Annotated in this window: 19 protein-coding genes; 7 read left to right on the forward strand and 12 right to left on the reverse strand. The window is 69.4% G+C overall.

What is annotated here, in order from left to right; translation table 11 throughout:
* The first annotated feature begins 198 nt into the window (after window positions 1–198).
* Window positions 199–1,014: a tetratricopeptide repeat protein gene (locus tag D7X96_RS28435; protein ID WP_120552107.1), complete on the forward strand. Its 816-nt coding sequence runs from the start codon at window positions 199–201 to the stop codon at window positions 1,012–1,014.
* A gap of 12 nt (window positions 1,015–1,026) precedes the next feature.
* On the forward strand, window positions 1,027–2,418 hold the full coding sequence (locus D7X96_RS28440) for a hemolysin family protein (RefSeq protein WP_120552108.1): 1,392 nt from the start codon (window positions 1,027–1,029) through the stop codon (window positions 2,416–2,418).
* 4 nt (window positions 2,419–2,422) lie between these two features.
* On the opposite strand, the gene D7X96_RS28445 is transcribed toward D7X96_RS28440, so the two are convergent.
* Entirely contained in the window at window positions 2,423–3,127 is a 705-nt protein-coding gene (locus D7X96_RS28445; RefSeq protein WP_120552109.1) for a TapB family protein, read from the reverse strand.
* A gap of 312 nt (window positions 3,128–3,439) precedes the next feature.
* On the opposite strand from D7X96_RS28445, the gene smc reads away from it, so the two are divergent.
* Window positions 3,440–7,042 (forward strand): chromosome segregation protein SMC, encoded by a 3,603-nt coding sequence (gene smc / locus D7X96_RS28450; protein WP_121771194.1) that lies wholly within the window; start codon window positions 3,440–3,442, stop codon window positions 7,040–7,042.
* A 103-nt stretch (window positions 7,043–7,145) separates the two neighbouring features.
* Here smc and D7X96_RS28455 read toward each other — a convergent pair whose 3' ends face one another.
* From D7X96_RS28455 to groES, 6 genes are all read right to left on the reverse strand, one after another.
* A complete protein-coding gene (locus D7X96_RS28455; RefSeq protein WP_120552111.1) occupies window positions 7,146–8,354 on the reverse strand; it encodes a hypothetical protein in 1,209 nt (402 codons plus the stop codon).
* Between the two features lie 47 nt (window positions 8,355–8,401).
* Complete coding sequence (locus tag D7X96_RS28460; RefSeq protein ID WP_120552112.1) at window positions 8,402–9,784, reverse strand: FHA and sigma-54 interaction domain-containing protein; 1,383 nt, start codon at window positions 9,782–9,784, stop codon at window positions 8,402–8,404.
* A gap of 202 nt (window positions 9,785–9,986) precedes the next feature.
* A complete protein-coding gene (locus tag D7X96_RS28465; RefSeq protein WP_121724124.1) occupies window positions 9,987–10,376 on the reverse strand; it encodes a hypothetical protein in 390 nt (129 codons plus the stop codon).
* A 97-nt stretch (window positions 10,377–10,473) separates the two neighbouring features.
* Window positions 10,474–10,731: a glutaredoxin 3 gene (gene grxC / locus D7X96_RS28470; protein WP_120552114.1), complete on the reverse strand. Its 258-nt coding sequence runs from the start codon at window positions 10,729–10,731 to the stop codon at window positions 10,474–10,476.
* 166 nt (window positions 10,732–10,897) lie between these two features.
* Window positions 10,898–12,550, reverse strand: a complete 1,653-nt coding sequence (gene groL / locus D7X96_RS28475; RefSeq protein ID WP_120552115.1) for a chaperonin GroEL — start codon at window positions 12,548–12,550, stop codon at window positions 10,898–10,900.
* Window positions 12,551–12,597: 47 nt separating this feature from the next.
* Window positions 12,598–12,888: a co-chaperone GroES gene (gene groES, locus D7X96_RS28480; RefSeq protein WP_014395362.1), complete on the reverse strand. Its 291-nt coding sequence runs from the start codon at window positions 12,886–12,888 to the stop codon at window positions 12,598–12,600.
* A 440-nt stretch (window positions 12,889–13,328) separates the two neighbouring features.
* Here groES and D7X96_RS28485 point away from each other — a divergent pair, with 440 nt between their 5' ends.
* Genes D7X96_RS28485 through D7X96_RS28495 form a run of 3 tightly spaced genes read left to right on the forward strand, consistent with a single transcriptional unit; the run spans window position 13,329 to window position 15,104 of the window.
* Window positions 13,329–13,928: a hypothetical protein gene (locus tag D7X96_RS28485; protein ID WP_120552116.1), complete on the forward strand. Its 600-nt coding sequence runs from the start codon at window positions 13,329–13,331 to the stop codon at window positions 13,926–13,928.
* Complete coding sequence (locus tag D7X96_RS28490) at window positions 13,918–14,589, forward strand: hypothetical protein (RefSeq protein WP_120552117.1); 672 nt, start codon at window positions 13,918–13,920, stop codon at window positions 14,587–14,589. Before D7X96_RS28485 ends, D7X96_RS28490 begins: the two co-directional genes overlap by 11 nt.
* Window positions 14,590–14,627: 38 nt before the next feature.
* Complete coding sequence (locus D7X96_RS28495; RefSeq protein ID WP_120552118.1) at window positions 14,628–15,104, forward strand: NUDIX hydrolase; 477 nt, start codon at window positions 14,628–14,630, stop codon at window positions 15,102–15,104.
* Between the two features lie 9 nt (window positions 15,105–15,113).
* Here D7X96_RS28495 and rpoZ read toward each other — a convergent pair whose 3' ends face one another.
* Window positions 15,114–15,353 (reverse strand): DNA-directed RNA polymerase subunit omega, encoded by a 240-nt coding sequence (gene rpoZ / locus D7X96_RS28500; RefSeq protein WP_014395366.1) that lies wholly within the window; start codon window positions 15,351–15,353, stop codon window positions 15,114–15,116.
* Window positions 15,354–15,695: 342 nt separating this feature from the next.
* Between rpoZ and D7X96_RS28505 the strand changes: the two genes are divergently transcribed.
* Entirely contained in the window at window positions 15,696–16,565 is an 870-nt protein-coding gene (locus D7X96_RS28505) for an SDR family oxidoreductase (RefSeq protein WP_208647390.1), read from the forward strand.
* A gap of 6 nt (window positions 16,566–16,571) precedes the next feature.
* On the opposite strand, the gene D7X96_RS28510 is transcribed toward D7X96_RS28505, so the two are convergent.
* The 4 genes from D7X96_RS28510 to D7X96_RS28525 all read right to left on the reverse strand — a co-directional run bounded on the left by D7X96_RS28510 (window position 16,572) and on the right by D7X96_RS28525 (window position 21,140).
* Window positions 16,572–16,928: a DoxX family protein gene (locus tag D7X96_RS28510; RefSeq protein WP_121771195.1), complete on the reverse strand. Its 357-nt coding sequence runs from the start codon at window positions 16,926–16,928 to the stop codon at window positions 16,572–16,574.
* A 57-nt stretch (window positions 16,929–16,985) separates the two neighbouring features.
* Window positions 16,986–18,623, reverse strand: coding sequence for a phosphoglucomutase (alpha-D-glucose-1,6-bisphosphate-dependent) (pgm, locus tag D7X96_RS28515; protein WP_121771196.1), 1,638 nt, complete (start codon window positions 18,621–18,623; stop codon window positions 16,986–16,988).
* A 143-nt stretch (window positions 18,624–18,766) separates the two neighbouring features.
* A complete protein-coding gene (locus tag D7X96_RS28520; protein WP_244219756.1) occupies window positions 18,767–20,008 on the reverse strand; it encodes an AmpG family muropeptide MFS transporter in 1,242 nt (413 codons plus the stop codon).
* A 166-nt stretch (window positions 20,009–20,174) separates the two neighbouring features.
* Entirely contained in the window at window positions 20,175–21,140 is a 966-nt protein-coding gene (locus D7X96_RS28525) for a hypothetical protein (protein ID WP_208647391.1), read from the reverse strand.
* Window positions 21,141–21,145: the final 5 nt, after the last annotated feature.

The raw sequence follows: 21,145 nt of genomic DNA on the forward strand, positions 1-21,145 counted from the left end.
TCGATGTTGTGCCAGAGCGTGAGGCGGGTGCCGGTGGTGGCCGTGGGCTCCAGCCCCGGAGGAGGGGAGGCGGGCGTCACGGGGCGGGGATGGCAGGCGGAAAGCGACAGCAGGAGCAGCAGGGCGGCGTGGCGCATGGGCAAGGGGAAACTCTACCTTGCACGGGGAAACGCGCGACGCGTAGATTGCCGCGCGCCCATGGCCCGGGAAAAGGACAACATCGCTCTGTCCGATGAGCACAACACCCGCGGCATCGAGCTGGCGGACCGGGGCTGGCTGGACGAGGCCATCAAGGAGTTCCGGAAGGCCATCGACCTGGACCCCACGTCGGCGCACGCGCACGACAACCTGGCCACGGTCTACGCGGAGAAGAAGCAGTTCCGCGAGGCGCTGGGCGAGTACCTCACCGCGCTGAAGCTGGAGCCGGAGAGCGCCACCGCGCACTACAACCTGGCCTGCTTCCTCTCCACCCACGCCAGCGAGATGGCCGTGGAGGAGTACAAGGAAGCCATCGAGCTGGACCCGGAGTACCCGGACGCCCACCTCAACCTGGGGCTCACCTACGCGGACCAGGGGCGGGTGGAGGAGGCGATGCGGGAGCTGCACTCCGCCATCGAGCTGGACCCGCAGGACGCCTTCCCCCGGCACGAGCTGGCGGCGCTGATGATGGACGAGGGGGACTACCGCTCCTCCATCACCCAGCTGAAGGAAGTGGTGCGGCTGGAGCCGGACAACTTCGAGGCGCAGCTGGACCTGGGCATCTGCTACGCGCAGAAGGGCTTCTACGCGGAAGCGGAGCGCGCCTACGAGCGCGCCCGGGCGCTCAACCCGGACGACCTCCTGCTCAACTACAACCTGGCGGCGCTGTACGCGCTGTGGGGCCGTCCGAAGGACGCCGTCCAGTACCTGCAGAAGGCGCTGGCGTCGGACCGGCAGAAGGTCCTGGGGTGGCTGTCCGCGGACCCCATGTTCGACGTGCTCAAGGGCGATCCGGACTTCGAAGCCCTCTTCTGAGGGAATCACACAATGGAATGGGTTTTCCTGGGGCTGGCGCTGCTGCTGGTCGTCGCGAACGGCTTCTTCGTGGCGACGGAGTTCGCCATCGTGAAGATCCGCGCCACGCGCCTGCAGTCCCTGGTGGACGAAGGCACGCCCGGCGCGTCCACGGCCCTGAAGATGGTCAGCGAGCTGGACGCGTACCTGTCCGCCACGCAGTTCGGCATCACGCTCGCGTCGCTGGGCCTGGGCTGGCTGGGTGAGCCCGCCTTCGAACACCTGCTGCATCCGGTGATGGAGAAGGTGCTGCCGGAGGCGATGGCGGCGAAGTACGGCTCCACGGCGGCGGGCATCGTCGGCTTCAGCATCATCACGTTCCTGCACATCGTGATGGGGGAGCTGGCGCCCAAGAGCGTCGCCATCCAGCGCGCGGAGCAGACGACGCTCGCGGTGGCGCTGCCCATGCGCGCGTTCTACTTCCTCTTCTACCCGGCCATCCGGCTGCTCAACTGGCTGGCGTCGCTGGTGCTCAAGGCCTTCGGCCTGCACTCCGCCAGCGAGTCGCACGAGGCCACGAATGAAGAAGAGCTGCGCGTCATCCTGCACAGCTCCGCGCAGGCGGGCGCCATCACCACGGCGCGCGCGGAGCTGTTGGAGCGCGCGCTGGAGATGGCGCAGAAGACGGCGCGGCAGGTGATGGTGCCTCGCAACCAGATGCGCTACCTGGACGTGGAGGAGCCGCTCGACAAGAACGTCATCGACGCTCGCGCGTCCGGGCACACGTGGCTGCCGGTGTGCCGGGGCAACCTCGACGAGCTCGAGGGCGTGGTGAACGTGAAGGACCTGTTCTTCCTCCTGTCGCGCGGCGAATTGCGCAGCCTGTCCCAGGTGCAGCGCCCGGTGCTCTTCATCCCGGAGAACGCGACGCTGGAGCAGCTGCTCGCGGAGTTCCGCCGCCGGCGCCGGCAGATCGCCATGGTGGTGGACGAGCACGGCGGCACGTCCGGCCTGGTCACCATCGCGGACGTGGTGGCGGAGGTGGTGGGCGACGTGGCGGAGCTGGGCCGGCGCGTGGAGGAGGTTCGTGCGCTGCCCGGAGGCCGCTTCGAGCTGCCCGGCACCGCGCAGCTGGACGACCTGGAGGCCCAGCTGGACGTCACCTTCGAGCTGAGCGACGACGAGAAGGGCGAGGTCACCACCATCGCCGGCTTCCTGATGACGAAGCTGGGCCGGGTGCCGGAGCAGGGCGACAGCCTCAAGCTCGACATGTGGCGCATCCTCGTGGAGGAGGTGGACGGCCCCCGCGTGGTGCGCGTCACGGTGGAGCCGCAGTCGCGCCCCACGGCGCTGCCCAAGGATGGAACCAAGGACGGCGGCGGGCGCCCCTCGGAGCCGCCCGCGCCGTCCGGTGAGACGGGGTGAAGCGTTAGCTCTTGGTGGGCTTCACGGCCTTCTTCTTCGCGCCGCCCTGGATGGACGCCGGCTTCACCTTGGCGTTGGGGCGGTCCACCTTGAGCAGCTCCAGGTGGGTCTCCCCGTCCGTGGTCAGCTTCACGATGCCCACGTCCGGCGCGAACCACATGAAGCTCTCCATGGAGCGCCCCTCCGCGCCGGGGCGGCTGGCGCGGGCCGTGGTGATGTTCTTGATCTTCAGCGCCTTGAAGGTGCCCGCGGCGACGGTGATCTCCTCCTCGCCCACCACCGTGGCCTCCTTGTCGAAGGTCGTGGCGATGGTGGGGCGCAGGCCGCCCTTCTTGGCCGGCGGCTGGAGCTTCACGGACAGGCTGTTCTTCCAGGTGCCTCCGGGGACCATCACGGACGGCGCCGGCACGGCCGCGCCCTCCGCGTTGACCACCTGCACGTCCATGCCGGACGCGGACAGCAGCGTGCCCTCCAGGCCGCCCAGGCCCGTGCGGACACCGTTCGCGTCACAGGTCAGGTCCGTCTGGCCGCTGCGCCCCTTGAGGCTCACCGCCAGCGTGGCCTTCACCGTCCCGTCCGGGGCGGGCGCGACGTCCTTCGTCGCCAGCACCAGCTCCGACGAGCGGCCCGCCCGGTAGGTCAGCGACAGGCCCTCCTCCATGGGGAACCAGGGGTTCGGACAGGGGGACGGCGCCGCCGCCGCGACCATGTCAGACCGGGGTGCTACCTGTGACGTCGGGGAAGCGCCCACGAGGAGCGACATGGCAAGCAAGGGCTGAAACGTAGGACGCCTCCAGAAAGATCAAGAGGAAGGTAGGGTGGGCCGGCTGCTTTGCAAGGGTGACGCAAGCTCGCTCACCTACCGGCCTGTAGCACTAGACATAGGGTCATGCGTGGCATGGTCACGCTTGATCCGCGGTGGGGTGCGTTGGTACTCCTGCCGGACGCTGCGGAGCCGAATTTTCGGCCTCGCGCGCGTTTTCACCCCGTCACACCGACGGCCGTAGGGAGAACCGCTGGCATGCGAATCAAGCGCCTGGACATCACCGGCTTCAAGTCGTTCATGGAGCGGAGCGTCTTCTCCTTCGACGAAGGCGTCACGGGCGTCGTCGGCCCCAACGGGTGTGGCAAATCCAACGTCGTGGACGCCATCCGCTGGGTGATGGGCGAGCAGAGCGCGAAGAACCTGCGCGGCCGCGGCATGGAAGACGTCATCTTCAACGGCTCGGAGAACAAGCCGCCCCTGTCCATGGCGGAGGTGTCGCTCACCTTCCTCGTGGATGACACGGACACGCTGGCGCCCCAGTACCAGGGCTTCAGCGAAATCACCGTGACGCGCCGCCTCTTCCGCAACGGCGACTCCGAGTACCTCATCAACAAGACCGTCTGCCGCCTGCTGGACATCACGGAGCTGTTCCTCGGCACGGGCGTGGGCACCAAGGCCTACTCCATCATCGAGCAGGGCCGCGTGGGCCTCATCGTCTCCAGCAAGCCGGAGGACCGCCGGCACCTGCTGGAAGAGGCCGCGGGCGTCACCAAGTACAAGGCCCGCCGCAAGGCCGCCGAGCGCAAGATGGAGGCCACCGAGGCCAACCTCCTGCGCGTCAACGACATCACCGGCGAGCTGGAGAAGCGGCTCGACACGCTGTCGCGCCAGGCGAAGAAGGCGGAGAAGTACCGCAAGCTCAAGGCGCGCATGCGGGAGATTGACCTGCACTCCGCCAGCCACCGCTCGCTGGAGCTGATGGCGGAGAAGCGCGTGCTCCAGTCGCGCCTGGAGAACCTGGGCGGCGAGGAGCGCGAGGGCCTGGACAAGGTCAAGGAGCTGGAGGAGGTCATCACCCGGCGCCGCGCGGAGCTGGACGCGGAAGGCGCGGCCCTCCAGCAGTACGCCGGTGAGGTGCACGCGCTGGAGAGCGCCCTGCAGCGCGAGGCGCAGGAGCTGTCCTACGGCCGCCGCGACTTCGAGGAGACCGGCACGCGCGTGGCGTCCGCGCAGGCGGAGCTGGACGCGCTGCTCGCGCGGCAGGCGGAAGTCGTGCAGACCATGACGGCCCGCGAGGCGGAGCTGTCGGGCATCGCCGGCTCGTACAAGGAAGACGAAGTGGCCATGCAGGTGGCGCTGGAGGAACAGCGCCGCGTCTCCGTGCTCCAGACGGAAATCTCCCTGCGCCTGGAGCAGGAGCGGGCGGGCCTGGTCGCCGTGGCCACGCGCCTGGCGAACCACGAGAGCAACCTGACCAACCTCGCGCGCCAGCGCGCGGATCTGGAGGCCCGCCGCGCGAAGCTGGCCGGTGAGCTGGAGGCCCTGCGCGCCCAGGAGCAGGAGCTGGACACCGTTCGCACCCAGGCGGCCCGTCACGTGGAGGACACGCGCCACCTGGCGTCGGAACTGGCCGAGCGCCGGGGCCAGGAGGAGGAGGCCCTCACCCGCACGCGCGAGGCGTTCACGGAGAACGAGGTCCAGGTCATCGCGCTGCGCGAGGAGCTGAGCGACAAGCGCAGCCGCCTGTCCTCCCTGGAGGACATCCAGAAGAACTACGACGGCTTCGACCGGGGCGTGCGCGCCGTCATGGTGCGCGCGGCGGAAGCGGCCCGCGAGCAGGGCATCTTCGGTCTGGTGGCGGACGTCCTCACGGTGACCAACGCCCGCTACGAGCGCGCGGTGGAGGCCGCCCTGGGCGAGCGGCTCCAGCACGTCATCGTGGACAGCCCCGAGAAGGGCGTGGAGCTGGTGGAGTACCTGAAGGGCCACGCGGAAGGGCGCGGCACCTTCCTGCCGGTGCCCTCGGACACCCGGACCTTCGTGGAGCCGGACCTGTCGCGCCCGGGCGTGCTGGCGCACGCGCTCAAGGAAGTGTCCTGCGAGCCCGCGCTGGAGCCCGTGCTCAAGCTGCTCTTGGGTGACGTGGTCATCGTCCAGGACCTGGCCGCCGCGCGCGAGTACGCGGAGGGCACCGCCACGCCCGTGACGCTCGTCACGCTGGACGGTGAGGTGTTCCGCGCGGACGGCTCCATCACCGGCGGCGAGCGCGAGGGCGCGGCGGTGGGCGCGCTCCAGAAGAAGCGCGAGATCGCGGAGCTGGCCGCGGAAGTGGCCCGGGTGGAGGAGCGCTACAACGAAATCCTGACCCGCCACTACACGCTCCAGAAGCAGATGGGGCAGGCGGAGGCCGTCCTCAAGGGCCTGGGCAAGGAGCAGCACGCGGAGGAGGTCAACCTGGCCAGCCAGGAGAAGGACCTCCACAAGGCGAGCGAGGACCTGGCCCGCGTGCGCGAGCGGCTGCGCTCGCTGGAGGGCGAGGAGGGGCAGCTGTCCCAGAGCCACACCGCGCTCGCCAACGAGGAGGAGTCCAGCCGGGGTGAGGTGGCCCACGGCCAGGCGGACCGCGAGGCGCGCGAGGAGCGCGTGCGCCAGTACGCCGGGGAGCTGGAGGGCCTGCGCCAGCGCGCGGACGCCGCGTCCGCGGACCTGATGGGCCTGCGCGTGAAGGTGGCCGCCGGCAGCGAGCGCGGCGAGTCCGCCCGCAAGGAGCTGGAGAGCCTGGTGGCGCAGCGCCGGGACATGGAGGCGCGCGTCAGCCGCCTGCAGAACACCGTGACGGAAGGCCGCGCCAAGGTGGGGCAGCTCCAGGCCCGGCTCGCGGAGCTGGAGTCCACCAAGGACCAGCGGGCGGAGGAGCACCGCGTGGCCGCCGAGGCCCTGGAGGCCCGCCGCACCGCGCACACCACCGCCACCACCGAAGTCCGTGAGCAGGACATCGCCTTCCGCGAGCTGCGCGGCCGCCTGGACGAGCTCATGCAGGGCCTGTCGCAGATCACCCTGCGCGAGAAGGAGATTGGCCTGGAGCTGGAGCACCTGGCCGCCGGCATCCGTGAGCGCTACCAGCTGGAGCTGTCCGCGGAGCTGCACAACTACCACCTGCTGGCGCCGCTCTCTCCGGAAGTGGAGAGCGAGCTCAAGGACCTGCGCGCGCAGGTGGAGAAGATGGGGGAGATCAACCTCACCGCCATCGACGAGCACGCGGAGCTGTCCAAGCGCTTCGAGTTCCTCTCCGCCCAGCGTCAGGACCTCACGGCGTCCATCAGCCAGCTGAAGGAAGCCATCGTCCGCATCGACGCGACGAGCCGCGAGCGCTTCAAGCAGACCTTCGACGTGGTGAACGACAAGTTCCAGGCCATCTTCCCGCGCCTGTTCGGCGGTGGCCGCGCCAGCCTCATCCTCACGCAGGAGGGCCCCAACGGTGAGCCGGGCGTCGAAATCGTCGCCCAGCCGCCCGGCAAGAAGCTCCAGAGCGTCAACCTGCTGTCCGGTGGCGAGAAGGCCCTCACCGCCGTGGCGCTCATCTTCGGCATCTTCCTGATCAAACCCACCCCCTTCTGCCTCCTGGACGAGGTCGACGCCCCGCTGGATGAGGGCAACGTGGGCCGCTACAACGACATGGTGAAGGAGATGAGCCGCCAGTCGCAGTTCATCCTCATCACCCACAACAAGCGCACCATGGAGATCGCCGACACGCTCTACGGCGTCACCATGGAGGAGCCCGGCATCTCCAAGCTGGTCAGCGTGAAGATGCGCGAGGCCTCCGCGCACAACGACGACAAGGTCCCCGCCGCGTCGTAAGGCGCGGGGCAGGGCCGGTTGCTGGAACGAAGACGGGCGCCCCGGGATGTTCCCCGGAGCGCCCGTTGTCATTTCAGCGGCTTTAAAGCCGAAGGACGACTGACTACTTCTTCTTCGCCGGGCCGTAGCTCTTCTTGGGGCAGGCGCCCTGGTCCGCGGCCAGACGCTGCTGGGCGGCGGAGAGGTCCTTCTGGGTGTTGGCCAGGGCCTCCTGGCTGGCGGTCTCCACCGGGGCCCAGTCTTCCTTCTGGGCCTTCAGCTCCTGCACCAGCTTCAGGGTCGTCTGGTCCACCGTCTCCTGCGCCTTGAGCGCGTCCACCCACCTGGTGGCCGAGTCCACCAGCGCCTGGCACTTGGAGGACAGCTCGTCGAAGAGCTTGTAGTCCTTCGTCTTGGTGTACTTCTGCACGACGGCGTCATACGTGTCCGCCGCGTTGGTGCGCGCGCCGAAGGCGATGGCGGACGCGGCGGCCGTCTGGGTGCGCGCCAGCTCCAGCTGGAAGAAGCGCAGCTCCGGCGGCATGCTCGCGGAGGACTCCACCGGCGCCTGCGAGTTGAAGAACACGAAGCGGTACGGGAACTTCAGCTCACCGGACGTCGTCGCCGGCATCGCGGCGACCTTCGCCTGGAGGCAGGACGCCAGCTGATCGCCTTCCGTGCTGCCGGAGGGCTTGAAGACGACCTCCGTCGGGTTGGGCTGGCCCTTCACGATGTGGATGTCGGAGCTCAGCACCGGCGGCGTGGTCGCCTTGAAGCCGGCGAAGCACTCACACCAGTTCTTCTGCGCCAGGCGCACCGTGCCGGAGAAGTCCGAGCCCTCGTTGATGCCCATGGTGACGGAGGGGTTGTTCGCGTTGGAGTGGTCGTACTCGTACGACGCCTCCACCGGCTTCGCGTCCGCCGCCAGCGCCGCGGGCTTCACGTGCGTGTCCAGCACCTTCTGGATGCAGGCCGTGCCGGCCGGGGTGAGGTTGTCGCCGGAGACGGTGTGCGTGGCGCCCTGGGCGTTGACGGTGGACTTCACCATCACCTTGGTGCTGGCCGCGGGGCCGCGGTTGGCCGGATCCACCAGGCACTCCAGCACGTCCGGACGGACGCTCAGGAGCGCGCCCACGAGGACACCCTCGTTGGCGGGGGAGGGCAGCTCCTGCTCGTGCGGGAAGCAGGTCGCCAGGTCGAACGGGGGCTGGTTGGTGATGCGCAGCCGCTCTTCCTTGGTCATCTGCTTCTGACCTTCGGTGGCTTCGGTCTTCTGCTGGCCGGCACAGCCGGCGGTGAGGATGACGCTGGCGACGGCGAGACGCTTCAGCATGGTGAGGCTTTCTCCCGGTTGGGGTGATGGGGACTGCGGTCGGGCGCTCACTTCTCCAGGCCCTCGGCGTTCTTGAGGTCCTTGAGGCGGAGCCCGTTCTTCTTCAACAGGCGGTAGAGGCTCTGCATGGACAGGCCGGTGCGCGCTTCCGCGGCCTTCATGTCGAAGGACACCTCGCGCATGACCTCCGCGAAGTACAGCCGCTCGAAGTCCGCGAGCACCCGGTCCTTCGCTTCGTGGTACGGCATGCCGGTGACGATGGCGGCCACGTTGGTGGAGGGCTCCGTGCCCTCCGTGCGCTTGGGCGCGTGGGCCAGGAAGTCCAGCCAGCTGGTGTTGCCCGTCTCCTGCATCAGCGCGCCGCGCTCCAGCACGTTGCGCAGCTCGCGCACGTTGCCCGGCCAGTCGTAGCCCTCGAAGAGGGCCAGCGTCTGCGGCGTCAGCTCCAGCGCGGCCTTCATGCCGCGCGACAGGGCCTGCGACAGCGAGGGGATGTCATCGCGGCGGGTGCGCAGGGGCGGCAGGCGCACGCGCGCCACCGCCAGCCGGAAGTACAGGTCCGCGCGGAAGCGGCCCTGGCGCACGTCCTCCTCCAGGTTGCGGTGCGTGGAGGCGATGACGCGCACGTCCACCGCCACCGGCTGCCCGTCCAGCGACGGCACCTCGCGCGTCTCCAGCACGCGCAACAGCTTGCCCTGCACGGACAGGGGCAGCTCGCCCACCTCGTCCAAAAAGAGCGTGCCGCCGCGCGCCGCCTCGAAGATGCCGCGCGCGCCCTTGTCCTCGTTCTCCCCGGCGCGCAGGCCGCCAAACAGCTCGCGCTCCGCCTTCTCCTCGGAGATGAGGTTGCAGTCCACGACCTTGAAGGCGCCATGGCGGCGCAGCGAGTGCTGGTGCACGGCGCGCGCGGCCAATTCCTTGCCCGTGCCCGTCTCACCCTCGACGAGCAGGTTCATGTCCTCACGGGCAATCCGGCGCAGCTCCGTGAAGACCCAGCGCATCTTCTCCGAGCTGCCCACGAGCTGCCCGAAGGACTCCGCGCCAGCGACCTCCACCTCCGTCGCGCGGGCGGCCACCTTCACGGCGAGCTTCGTCTTGCCCAGCTCCACCTTGTCGCCGCTGGAGACGAAGGCCTGCAGGATGCGGCGCCCGTCCAGGAACGTGCCGTTGCGGCTGCCGGTGTCGCGCAGCAGGAGCCCCTGCGGCAGCCGCTCCACCTCCAGGTGACGGCGGCTCACCGTCGGGTCGCTCAGCACCAGGTCACCCGCGGCGTCGGAGCCCACGCGCACCAGCGAGTCCTGGGTCGTGACCTTCTTGCCCTTGTCCGGCCCGGCCACCACTTCCACCGTCCACTCATGAAGGGGGACGCGCGTGGCCTGGGCCTCGCGCTCCGCGTGGACGGTTTCGGTGACATCCGGTCTGTCAATCATGGTCACGGACCCCTGGTCGCAACGGGGCGTAGGGGGCAGAAACACCCCGCGTCGCCCTCAATCCCGCCTCTTTAGGGGGGACTGCACACACGGGGCAAGCGGAACAAGTAGACGCGGAAACGTCCGTTGAAGATGAAGACAGAAGGGGCCCGTCCGCCCCTACCAGGGACGTCGGGCCTGCCTTCCGGACTTCGTTCGGGGCTCAGTACTTCGAGGGTGCGTCGCTCGCGGGGAACGACTCCTTGGACTGCTCGTCCACCTCGTCGTCGCTGGGGTTTCCACCCGAGCGCACGCTCGCGTTGGTGGGGCTCTTCACCTCGCGCAGCGGCAGCTTGCCGGAGGTGTCCGCGCGGCCCGTGCCGGCCTGCGCGTTCATCATGCGCGCGCCCAGCAGGTTCTTGGCGCGCTCGGCCAGGTTGCGCTGCTCGTCCTGCCAGTCGCGGAAGAGCTGCGCCAGCTCCTGGTCGCCCGCGGCCTCCGCGTCGCGCAGGTACTGCTCGCTCACCGACGCCCCCTTGAGCAGGTGGTAGAGCGTGCTGATGAGGTCGTGGTGCTCATCCCGGGTCCCCGTGACTTCCTGTCCGCCCGCCATGGTGTTCCTCCCGTGAAAGGGGTGAATGCCTTGACGGAGAAAGTAGGCACTGGGGACGCGGGTGGCGTCCGGGCACGGGGCCCGGCCGCCTGGCTGCTCAAGCCTGGAGCATCGGGTCCAGCTTGCCCTCGCGGTCCAGCGCGGCCATGTCGGAATAGCCGCCCACGTGCGTCTCCCCGATGAAGATCTGCGGCACGGTGCGCTGACCGCCGCTCATCTCCACCAGCTTCGCGCGGGCGTCGTCGTCCCCGGTGACGTCCACCTCTTCGTAGGCCACGCCCTTGCGCTTGAGCAGGTCCTTCGCCCGCACGCAAAAGCCACAGTAGGTCGTCGTGTAGATCTTCACGGGCTTCATGGATTTCCTCCGGGTCTCTTGATGCCAAACCTAAGGGGCCGTTGCGCGCAGGGCCACGGGCCCGCCGCGCGCCTGGCCCCTTGAAACACGACGGCCCCCGGGACCCTGGTGGGCGCCGGAGGCCGTCAAGTCCCATCCCCCGTGACAGCGGGGAAGGGTGGGGCGACTACATGCCCATGCCGCCCATACCGCCCATGCCGCCCATGCCGCCCATGCCACCGCCGGCGGCGCCCTTGTCGTCGTCCGCCTTCGGGCGCTCGGCGACCATGGCCTCCGTGGTGAGCATCAGCGAGGCGACCGACGCCGCGTTCTGCAGCGCGGTGCGGCTCACCTTGGCCGGGTCGATGACGCCCGCGGCCAGCAGGTCCTCGTAGGCGCCGGTGGCGGCGTTGAAGCCGAAGGCACCCGTGCCCTCCTTGACCTTGTTCACCACCACGCTGCCCTCCAGGCCGCCGTTGCCGACGATCTGACGCAGCGGCTCCTCGACGGAGCGACGGATGATGTCCACGCCGGACTTCTCACCGTCGGCCAGCTTCAGGCCATCCAGGGCCTTGAGGCAGCGGATGTAGGCCACGCCGCCGCCGGGGACGACGCCCTCTTCCACGGCCGCGCGGGTCGCGTTGAGCGCGTCCTCCACGCGGGCCTTCTTCTCCTTCATCTCCGTCTCGGTCGCGGCGCCCACGTTGATGACGGCCACGCCGCCCACGAGCTTCGCGAGGCGCTCCTGGAGCTTCTCACGGTCGTAGTCGCTGGAGGTCTCCTCCACCTGGGCGCGGATCTGCTTCACGCGCGCCTCGATCTCCGTCTGGCTGCCAGCGCCGTCGACGACCGTGGTGTTGTCCTTGTCGATGGTGATGCGCTTCGCGCGGCCCAGGTCCTGGAGCGTCAGCGTGTCCAGCTTGATGCCCAGGTCCTCGGCGATCATCCGGCCGCCGGTGAGGACCGCGATGTCCTCCAGCATGGCCTTGCGGCGGTCGCCGAAGCCCGGCGCCTTCACCGCCGCCACGTTCAGCACGCCGCGGATCTTGTTCACCACCAGGGTGGCCAGGGCCTCGCCCTCCACCTCCTCGGCGATGATCAGCAGGGGCTTACCGGCGCGCGCCACCTGCTCCAGGATGGGGAGCAGGTCCTTCATCGACGAGATCTTCTTCTCGTGGATGAGGATGAGGGCGTCGTTCAGCACGACCTCCATGCGCTCCGGATCCGTCACGAAGTACGGGGACAGGTAGCCGCGGTCGAACTGCATGCCTTCCACGACGTCCAGGGTGGTGTCCAGGCCCTTGGCCTCTTCCACCGTGATGACGCCCTCCTTGCCGACCTTCTCCATCGCGTCCGCGATGATCTGGCCGATGGTGGTGTCACCGTTCGCGGAGATGGTGCCGACCTGGGCGATCTCCTTGTTGCCCTTGGTCGGCTTCGCCAGCGTCTTCAGCTCGGCGGTGATGGCGGTCACGGCCTTGTCGATGCCGCGCTTGATGTCCATCGGGTTGTGGCCCGCGGCGACCAGCTTCGCGCCCTCGCGGAAGATGGCCTGCGCCAGCACGGTGGCCGTCGTGGTGCCGTCACCGGCGACGTCGGAGGTCTTGGAGGCGACCTCCTTCACCATCTGGGCGCCCATGTTCTCGAACTTGTTCTCAAGCTCGATCTCCTTCGCCACCGTCACGCCGTCCTTCGTGATGGTGGGGGAGCCGAAGCTCTTCTCGATGACGACGTTGCGGCCCTTGGGGCCCAGGGTCACCTTGACCGCGTCGGCCAGGATGTTCACGCCGCGCAGGATCGCGTCACGCGCGCGCACTTCGAAAATGATGTCTTTCGCCATGGTCTGAAACCTCTAGAAGTTGGGAGTGGGGAGACGAACGGCGGGCTTCACTTCTCGATGATGCCCAGCACGTCCTCTTCGCGGAGGATCAGGTGATCCTCGCCGTCCAGCTTGATCTCCGTGCCCGCGTACTTGCTGAAGAGGATGGTGTCGCCGGCCTTGATGTCCATGGCGCGCACCTTGCCGTCCTCCAGCACCTTGCCGTTGCCGACGGCGATGACCTTGCCCTCGAGCGGCTTCTCCTTCGCCGTGTCGGGGATGAAGAGGCCACCCTTGGTCTTGTTCTCCTCGGCGACGCGCTTGATGATGAGCCGATCCTGCAGGGGACGAATCTTCATGGCTTGCTCCTGTGAATCGCGGCTGCCGGAGGCGGACGGAAGGTCCGGACCGGGATGCCGCAGGGGTTGTTGAAAAAAGGCCTGTGGGCCCCGGCGTTGGCACTCGCACCCGCTGAGTGCTAACGCCCAGGCGCGGCGGATAATAACCAGGGACTTCACCTCGTCAAGCGACGTCGGGACATCTGTCCGGATGCCGCTAAATACCCGTCCTGATTGGGCTTTTCCGAAAAACATTCCCGCCTCTCGCACCTGCCCGGAAGGCCGTGCCGGGTGTCCGGACGTTGGCACTCGCCGGGGCCGAGTGCCAGCGTAAGTCCTTGATAAGACTCAGGTGCGTTTTGCCGGCGCCCGGGGACGTGACTACGCTTGGTGGAGCGTGTCCTGGTGGCTCCGGGCGCTGGGCCGGGGGCCTTCCAGGCTTCATCCGGGAGGTGTGCTCGATGAGCGGACTGGTGACGTCCTCTTCCTCGCTGAAGGAGTTCTTCCGGGAACTGCTTCTGGAGGTCGCGGCCCGGCAGCGGGTGGCGCTGGGCGAGTCCACCGAGTTCTATCTGGTGAACCTGCTGGCGGAGTTCGCGGCCACGGACAAGCTGTTCAGCCGTGACGCGGAGGGCCGGCGCGACCATGAGCCGCTGGCGGAGCTGTACCACCGCGCGCTGCAGCAGGAGCGCGAGGAGCGCATCCGCACGCTGCGGCGGCTGGGCGACGTGTCGCTCTACAAGGTCGGCTTCTTCTCCGGCGCGCTGCAGCAGGGGATGGTGGGCCCGGACTACTACATCCAGATGGGCGGCGCCGCGTACGGGCAGGTGGCGGAGCTGGTGCCCGCGGGCGGCTTCACCGGCGTGTACCGGGAGCTGTGCGACAAGTTCCGCTCGCTCGCGGAGCTGCTGGAGGAGATCAGCGCGCGCGGCCTGGTGAGCGCGGGGCCCGCGGGCGCGCTGCGCGTCTACGAATCCTGGGTGCGCACGGGCGACGACAAGCTGGAGCGCGTGCTGGTGGACGCGGGCTGGGTCCCGCGCAAGGGGCCGCTTGCCAACTGACGCCGGGGACTTCCCGCTCGTGGGGCGCCTCCAGGCCCACCTGGAGGCCATCTACGGCTTCCGGTGCGAGGCCCGCGCGGAGGCCTTCGTGGTGGTGGACGCGCAGGTCGCCGCGCTCCTGGGTGGTACCGGGCGCGCGCCGGAGGAGCTGCTCGTCCTGGAGGCCCGGGGCGGGCTGGAGGTGGCGCTCTACCTGGACCCCGGCTTGCGCGAGCGCATGGAGCGCTATTCGGCCAGCCCGCTGGCCTCCGTGCTGGAGGGGGACCTGGACGGCTACTGCCAGGTGACCGAGGGCGTCAGCCACTTCCTCTACGTCGCGCACACGGCGCACTACGAGCGCACGGTGTCGCTGCTGGAGCTGGAGGCCCAGGCGGAGGTGGACAAGTTCGTCGTGTGCCTGCTGCACCGCTGGGGCGAGGGCGTGGCCGGGTGGGCGCGGGAGCTGTTGGGGCGCCTCTTCGACCGCGTGGCCTACCAGCCCCTGCTGACGGTGGAGGAGCGCTGGCGCTACGAGGAGGCGAACCGGCTGTCGCGGCGCTTCTGCGCGCGGCTCATGCCGCACGTCCTGGAACGGCGGTTGGACCGGCTCCTCGGCGACCTGCGTTATGCCTACCGGCTGGGAGCGGAGGCCAAGCTGCGCCACTTCGCGCACGGCGGTTGAGGGTCCCGGCCGCTGCCTGCATCGGGTAGGGTGGGGGCATGCCGCGCGAGGCGTCCTCAGGAGGCATTGTCATCCGCTTCCAGGACGGGGCCTGGGAGGTCGCCGTCATCCGTCCCCACGGGCGCCACCTCTGGGCGCTGCCCAAGGGGCACGTGGATCCGGGAGAGACGCCGGAGCAGACCGCGCGGCGCGAGGTGAAGGAGGAGACGGGGCTCTCCGGCGTGGCGCTGCTCGCGCCGCTGGGGGAGATCCGCTACGTCTACCAGTTCCGGGGGCAGCGCATCTTCAAGCGCGTCCACTTCTTCCTCTTCCGCTACGAGGCGGGAGAGCTGGGGCCGCTGCCGGGGCCGCGCGTGGAGGTGGACGAGGTGCGCTGGATGCCGCTCGAGGGGCTGATTCCGGCGCTGGGCTACAAGGGTGAGAAGGCCGTCGCCGGCCGGGCGCTGCGGTGGATGCGCGCCCAGGGCCTGGCGTCCGGGACTCCTTCCCCCGTGGAGGGGAAGGAGCCGGGGTAGGACGCGAAGCTACTTCTTGGCTTCCTCGCCCACGTACTTGCCGGACAGCGCCTCGCGCACGTCGCGGTCGAACTTCACGCGCTGGGTGGCGACCTCGCGCAGGGCGAGCACGGGCGGCTTGTTCTTCGAGGTCTCGATGATGGGCCGGGCGCCGGCCATCAGCTGGCGCGCGCGCTTGGCGCCCAGGAGCACCAGCGCGAACCGGTTGTCCACGTAGGGAAGGCAGTCTTCAACGGTAACGCGGGCCATGGAACATCCTTCTTGGCTCGGATCCGAGCCGGTGGAAGCCTCTCAACCTAAAGAGCGGGTCCGGATCAGTCAAGGAAGGATGGCGGGGCGGAGGCTCCACCGGGAGTGCCGCCGGGAGCCGCCAGCGATTGCCCGCCAGCCGACCCTGCTGGCGTCCGGATGTTGGTTGGCGCACGCTCTCTTCTCACCCTCCGGAATTTGAGAGCCACGGGCCTCAACGGATCCGGAGGGGTGCGTTTCTCCGAGTAGGGAATGGGACGCCAGGGTGGGTCGGAATCGCCCCCTCCCCGCCCTCCCATCGGAGGCTTTTCGCATGGTCTCGGAAGCAGCGGAGGCGCGGCCGTGGTGAGCGGGCCGGTGCTCGTCACGGGGCCCACGGGCAACGTGGGGCGGGCGGTGGTGCGCGCGCTCCTGGCCGAAGGCGTGGCGGTGCGCGCGGCGGTGAAGTCGCCGGAGCACACGGTGTCGCTGCTCAAGGAGATGGACGGGGACGTGATGCCGGCGCCGCTGGACTTCCTGCGGCCGGAGACGTTCCTCCCCGCGCTGGAGGGCGTGCGGAGTGTGTTCCTGATGCGGCCGCCGGCCATCGCGCACGCGGAAGGGGCGCTCAACGCGTTCATCGACGCGGCCGCCACGCAGGGCGTGAAGCAGGTGGTGTTCCTGTCCATGGCGGGCGCGGAGAAGAGCGCGTGGGCCCCGCACCACGCCGTGGAGGCGCACCTGATGCACTCCACCGTGGGCTGGACGCTGCTGCGCCCGGCGTTCTTCGCGCAGAACCTGGGCGACGCGTACCGGGAGGACATCCGCCAGGACGGCCGGCTCTACATGCCGGCGGGGCACGGCCGGGTGGCCTTCGTGGACGTGCGCGACGTGGGCGAGGTGGCGGCGCGGGCGCTCCTGGACACGTCCCTTCGCAACCGCGCCTTCACGCTCACCGGGCAGGAGGCGGTAACGTTCGATGAGGTGGCGTCCGTGTTGTCGGAGGTGCTGGGGCGGCCCATCCGCTACGTGCCCGCATCGGTGCCCGGCTACTTGCGCCACCTGCACCAGCGCCGGCTGTCATGGGGCCAATCGGGCCTGCAGACGCTGATGCACGTGGGGCTGCGCTTCGGGAAGGCGGAGCAGGTGGACCCCACGCTCACGAACCTGCTGGGACGTCCCACGCGCACGGTGCGCCAGTACATCGAGGACCACGCGCCGCTGTGGCGCTGACGCGGCTCAGGCGTACCAGAGCGCCCATGCGATGAGCACCACCTGCAGCGGCAGGCGCGCCCAGAGCAGCTGCCGGGGAATCTTGCGGAACTGCTCCGGGTGCCGGGCCATGTGGATGTTCGCGGGGAACACCGCCACGAGCAGCGCGCCGAGTCCCCAGGCCGCGAGCCGCGTGGTGGCGGGCACCAGCAGGAAGATGCCCAGCAGCACCTCCGCCACGCCGCTCAGGAGCACCAGCTCCCGGTGCCACGGGAGGTACGGCGGCATGATGCGCATGTACATGCGGGGCTTGAGGAAGTGGTTCACCCCCGCGGCGACCATGAACAGCGCGAGCACGTACTGCAGGATGGTTTTGACGTCCATGGACGGCGGAGCTCCTCGCGCGGCATCGAACCCCGCGCGAGGCGCCCGCGTCCACGCCTACTTTCCGGCGAACGCCTCACCGACGATGGCGCGCGCTTCCTGGACGATGGTGTCCAGGTGCGCCTGGTCGCGGAAGCTCTCCGCGTAGATCTTGTACACGTCCTCCGTGCCGGACGGACGCGCGGCGAACCAGCCGTTCTCCGTCGTCACCTTGAGGCCGCCCAGGTCCGCGTTGTTGCCCGGCGCGCGCGTGAGGCGCTGGAGGATGGGCTCGCCGGCCAGCGACGTGGCCTTCACCGCCTCCGGCGACAGCTTCTTCAGCGCGGCCTTCTGCGCGGACGTGGCCGGCTGATCAATGCGCGTGTACAGCGGCGCGCCGAACTTCTTCGTCAGTTCTTGATAGTGCTCTCCGGGGTCCTTGCCGGTGCGCGCCAGGATCTCCGCCGCGAGCAGGTCCAGGATGATGCCGTCCTTGTCCGTGGTCCACACGGTGCCGTCCTTGCGCAGGAAGGACGCGCCCGCGGACTCCTCGCCGCCGAAGCCCAGCGAGCCGTCCAGGAGGCCGTCCACGAACCACTTGAAGCCCACGGGCACCTCCACCACGCGGCGGCCCAGGTCCTTGCCCACGCGGTCGATGAGGCTGCTGCTCACCAGCGTCTTGCCCACCGCCGCGTCCGCCTTCCAGCCCGGCCGGTTGCGGAAGAGGTAGTGGATGGCGACGGCCAGGTAGTGGTTCGGGTTCATCAGCCCCATGCTGCGGGTGACGATGCCGTGGCGGTCGGAGTCCGTGTCGTTGCCGAACGCGAGCGCGTACTGGTCCTTCAACTTCACCAGGTTCGCCATCGCGTACGGCGACGAGCAGTCCATGCGGATCTTCCCGTCATGGTCCGCGGGCATGAAGCCGAAGGTGGGGTCCACGGTGGGGTTCACCACCGTGAGGTCCAGGCCGTACTTCTGCGCGAGCGGCGCCCAGTAGGCCAGGTTGGAGCCGCCCAGCGGATCCGCGCCCAGCTTCAGCTTCGCGCCCCGGATGACGTCCAGGTCCACCACGTTCACCAGGTCCGCGACATACGGCGTGATGAAGTCGTAGGGCTTCACCGTGGCGCTGGAGCGCGCCTTCTCATAGGGGACGCGCTGCACGCCCTTGTTGCCCGCGGCCATCAGCTCGTTGGCGCGCTTCTCCACGATGGAGGTGACGTTCGTGTCGGCGGGGCCGCCGTTGGGCGGGTTGTACTTGATGCCGCCGTCCTCCGGCGGGTTGTGGGACGGGGTGATGACGATGCCGTCCGCGAGCCCGCTCGTGCGGCCCCGGTTGTACGTGAGGATGGCGTGGGAGATGACCGGCGTGGGCGTGGCGCCGTCCGTGTAGCGGACCTCCACGCCGTGCGCGGCGAGCACTTCCAGCGTGGTGCGCTGAGCAGGCTCGGAGAGCGCGTGCGTGTCCATGCCCAGGAAGAGCGGGCCGTCATAGCCCTGCTGCTTGCGGTACTCGCACAGGGCTTGCGCCACCGCGAGGATGTGCGCCTCGTTGAAGCTGCGGCGCGCGGCGCTCCCCCGGTGACCGGAGGTGCCAAAGGCCACGCGCTGCTCGGCCACGGACGCGTCGGGCGTGTCGTCGTAGTACTGCGCGCGCAGCTCGTCAGGGTTGATCAGCAGGTCGCGCGAAAGGGGCTTGCCAGCGGAAGGGTGTGCCATGACAGAGCCACCCTAGCCGTGCGCGCATTCCGAGGGGAACCGAAGTCACGGGCCCTGTCGCGCGCCGCACCCGTCTTGACGCGCTCCGTCCAGTAGCGGGCGGGGCGCGGACAATCAGGACGGGGGCGCGTGTCCGGAAGCCGTCAGCGCGCCACGGCGACGGAGGCCGCGGAGGACGCGGGCGGGACGGCCTCGGGCGCGGGGGGCTCGTCCTCCTGGGGCTGGGCGGCGTGCTCCGGCAGGAACACCAGCAGCACCAGCGCGGGGATGGCCGCCGCGGCGGTGAAGGCGAAGAAGGTGGGCCAGCCCATCCACTCGGCCAGGTAGCCGGACACGGAGCCGATGAGCCGGTTGGCGATGGTGCCCAGCGCGGACAGGAGCGCGTACTGCGTGGCGCTGAAGCTCTTGTGGCACAGCGACATCACGAAGGCCGCGAACGCGGTGACGCCCAGGCCCGTGCACACGTTGTCCACGGCGATGGTGCCCGCGAGCATCAGGTCGTTCTTGCCCACCATCGCCAGGGCCATGAAGGCCAGGTTGGTGATGCCCTGCGCGGCGCCGAAGATGAACAGCGCGCGGCGCATGCTGAGCTTCACCATCATCACGCCGCCCAGCAGGCCTCCGCAGATGGTGGCCACCATGCCCAGCGTCTTGCTGAGCGCGCCAATCTCCGTGTTGGAGAAACCCAGCTCGATGTAGAAGGGCGTCACCATGCTGGCGGCGATGCCATCCCCCAGCTTGTAGAGCACCAGGAACGCCAGCACGCCAAGGGCGTACTTGCGGCGGAAGTAGTCCACGAAGGGCCGCACCACGGCATCCACCAGGTTGCGCGGAGGCCGCACGCTCTCGGGCTCCGGCGCCAGCAGCGTGGCCACCACGCCCACGCCCATGAGCAGGCCCATCACGTAGTACGTGTGGGACCAGCCCAGGTGGTCCGACAGGATGAACGCGAGCCCGCCCGCCACCAGCATGCCCAGCCGGTAGCCGGTGACGTACATCGAATTGCCCAGACCGCGCTCCTCCATGGGGAGGATGTCCGTGCGCCACGCGTCCGCGACGATGTCCTGGCTGGCGGACAGGAACGTCACCACCACCGCCATGCAGGCCATGGCCAGGGGCGCGTCCTTCGGGTTCACCAGGCCCATGGCGGAGATGGCGCCCATGAGCAGCACCTGCGTGAGCAGCATCCAGCCGCGCCGCCGGCCCAGGAAGGGCAGGGTGTAGCGGTCCATCAGCGGCGCCCACAGCACCTTGAAGGTGTAGGGCAGCGCCACCAGGCTGAAGATGCCAATCGTCTTGAGGTTGACCCCCTCGTTCTTCATCCACGCGGACAGCGTGACGCCGGTCAGCCACAGGGGGAGGCCGGACGCGAAGCCGACGGCCATCAGGAGCCAGATACGCCGGCTCTTCAAGACGGTAAGAAGCGAGGAGTTGGGCATGGGGGGCGCGGGAAACAGCCGCCAGCATAGAGAATCCACCCCGCGCGTCACCTTCCTCGGGGCAGGGACTGTCCGCCCGGCTGCTGTCCGGCCCTGGGTTCTGGCGGCTTCTTCAGGGCACCAGGTCCAGCGCGGACACGTCCGGACAGGTGCTGCGGTTGCCCTCGGTGGGGTTGAGGAAGTCCCAGTTGCGCTGCATGAAGGTGATGCGCGTCCCGGCGTCCCAGCACTCCGTGTACTGCGCGCCCTTCGCGTCCCCGGCCAGGATGTTGAGCACCAGCACGCCCCGGCCATCCGGCGTCCAGCGCGCCACGATGTCCAGCGTCTCCGTGAGGTTGCCGGGCACGAAGTCCACCCCCGGCAGCCGGAACGCCATCTCCCCCAGCCCCTCTGGCGTCTGACGCGACGCATAGCGCGTGTCCGGGGTGGCGGCGCCCGCGGCGGTGAAGAGCAGCTCCACGCTCGTGGGCAGCGCCTTCGTCTGGTAGTCGATGTCCAGCCGATCCAGGGCCATCGCGTCGCCCGTTTTCAGGCCGTGCGCGCGGGCCTCCTTGAGGTCCAGCGCGAGCGTGCCCGTGCCCTTGCGGATGCCGCCGTCCGCCTTGAAGGCGCCGGGCAGGTAGGTCCACCACGCGTCCTCGCCGCTGCCCTTGGGCCGGAACTGGAGGAGGTAGGCGAAGTCCGCGTCCTGGCGCTCCATCACGAAGCGCAGCTCCTGGCCCGGGTGGTCCTTCGCGGGGAAGGGGCCCCAGATGCGCCGGTCCGTTTCGCGCGTGGAGGGCCGCGCGTCGCGGACCAGCTCCAACAGGGAGAGCAGGCGGTCCACGCTGGTGTTGAACCGCGTGCCTGCTTGATAGGCCTGGAGCGCGAGCTCCGACGTGCCGCCCAGCACCTGCGACGCGCTCAGCCGCTGGACGTGCGTGCCCAGACCCTGGCCGGCGCGGGCGCTGTCCGGCAGCTTCGCGGCCAGGTCCTCGCGCTGGGGCAGGGCGTTCTGGAACTCCAGGTCGTCGTTGGAGAAGTCTCCGCCGCACGCGACCGCGAGGAGGCAGGGGAGGGCCAGGGCCAGGTTTCGCATCACGG

The organism is Corallococcus interemptor, assembly GCF_003668875.1.
Taxonomy (GTDB): domain Bacteria; phylum Myxococcota; class Myxococcia; order Myxococcales; family Myxococcaceae; genus Corallococcus; species Corallococcus interemptor.

Coding starts and splice junctions, on each gene's coding strand:
- groES (WP_014395362.1), bottom strand. CDS start 12,888: ATGAAGATTCGTCCCCTGCAGGATCGGCTCATCATCAAGCGCGTCGCC.
- D7X96_RS28510 (WP_121771195.1), bottom strand. CDS start 16,928: ATGGACGTCAAAACCATCCTGCAGTACGTGCTCGCGCTGTTCATGGTC.
- D7X96_RS28465 (WP_121724124.1), bottom strand. CDS start 10,376: ATGGCGGGCGGACAGGAAGTCACGGGGACCCGGGATGAGCACCACGAC.
- D7X96_RS28460 (WP_120552112.1), bottom strand. CDS start 9,784: ATGATTGACAGACCGGATGTCACCGAAACCGTCCACGCGGAGCGCGAG.
- grxC (WP_120552114.1), bottom strand. CDS start 10,731: ATGAAGCCCGTGAAGATCTACACGACGACCTACTGTGGCTTTTGCGTG.
- D7X96_RS28495 (WP_120552118.1), top strand. CDS start 14,628: ATGCCGCGCGAGGCGTCCTCAGGAGGCATTGTCATCCGCTTCCAGGAC.
- rpoZ (WP_014395366.1), bottom strand. CDS start 15,353: ATGGCCCGCGTTACCGTTGAAGACTGCCTTCCCTACGTGGACAACCGG.
- groL (WP_120552115.1), bottom strand. CDS start 12,550: ATGGCGAAAGACATCATTTTCGAAGTGCGCGCGCGTGACGCGATCCTG.
- D7X96_RS28445 (WP_120552109.1), bottom strand. CDS start 3,127: ATGGTCGCGGCGGCGGCGCCGTCCCCCTGTCCGAACCCCTGGTTCCCC.
- pgm (WP_121771196.1), bottom strand. CDS start 18,623: ATGGCACACCCTTCCGCTGGCAAGCCCCTTTCGCGCGACCTGCTGATC.
- D7X96_RS28525 (WP_208647391.1), bottom strand. CDS start 21,140: ATGCGAAACCTGGCCCTGGCCCTCCCCTGCCTCCTCGCGGTCGCGTGC.
- D7X96_RS28440 (WP_120552108.1), top strand. CDS start 1,027: ATGGAATGGGTTTTCCTGGGGCTGGCGCTGCTGCTGGTCGTCGCGAAC.
- smc (WP_121771194.1), top strand. CDS start 3,440: ATGCGAATCAAGCGCCTGGACATCACCGGCTTCAAGTCGTTCATGGAG.
- D7X96_RS28435 (WP_120552107.1), top strand. CDS start 199: ATGGCCCGGGAAAAGGACAACATCGCTCTGTCCGATGAGCACAACACC.
- D7X96_RS28485 (WP_120552116.1), top strand. CDS start 13,329: ATGAGCGGACTGGTGACGTCCTCTTCCTCGCTGAAGGAGTTCTTCCGG.
- D7X96_RS28455 (WP_120552111.1), bottom strand. CDS start 8,354: ATGCTGAAGCGTCTCGCCGTCGCCAGCGTCATCCTCACCGCCGGCTGT.
- D7X96_RS28520 (WP_244219756.1), bottom strand. CDS start 20,008: ATGGCCGTCGGCTTCGCGTCCGGCCTCCCCCTGTGGCTGACCGGCGTC.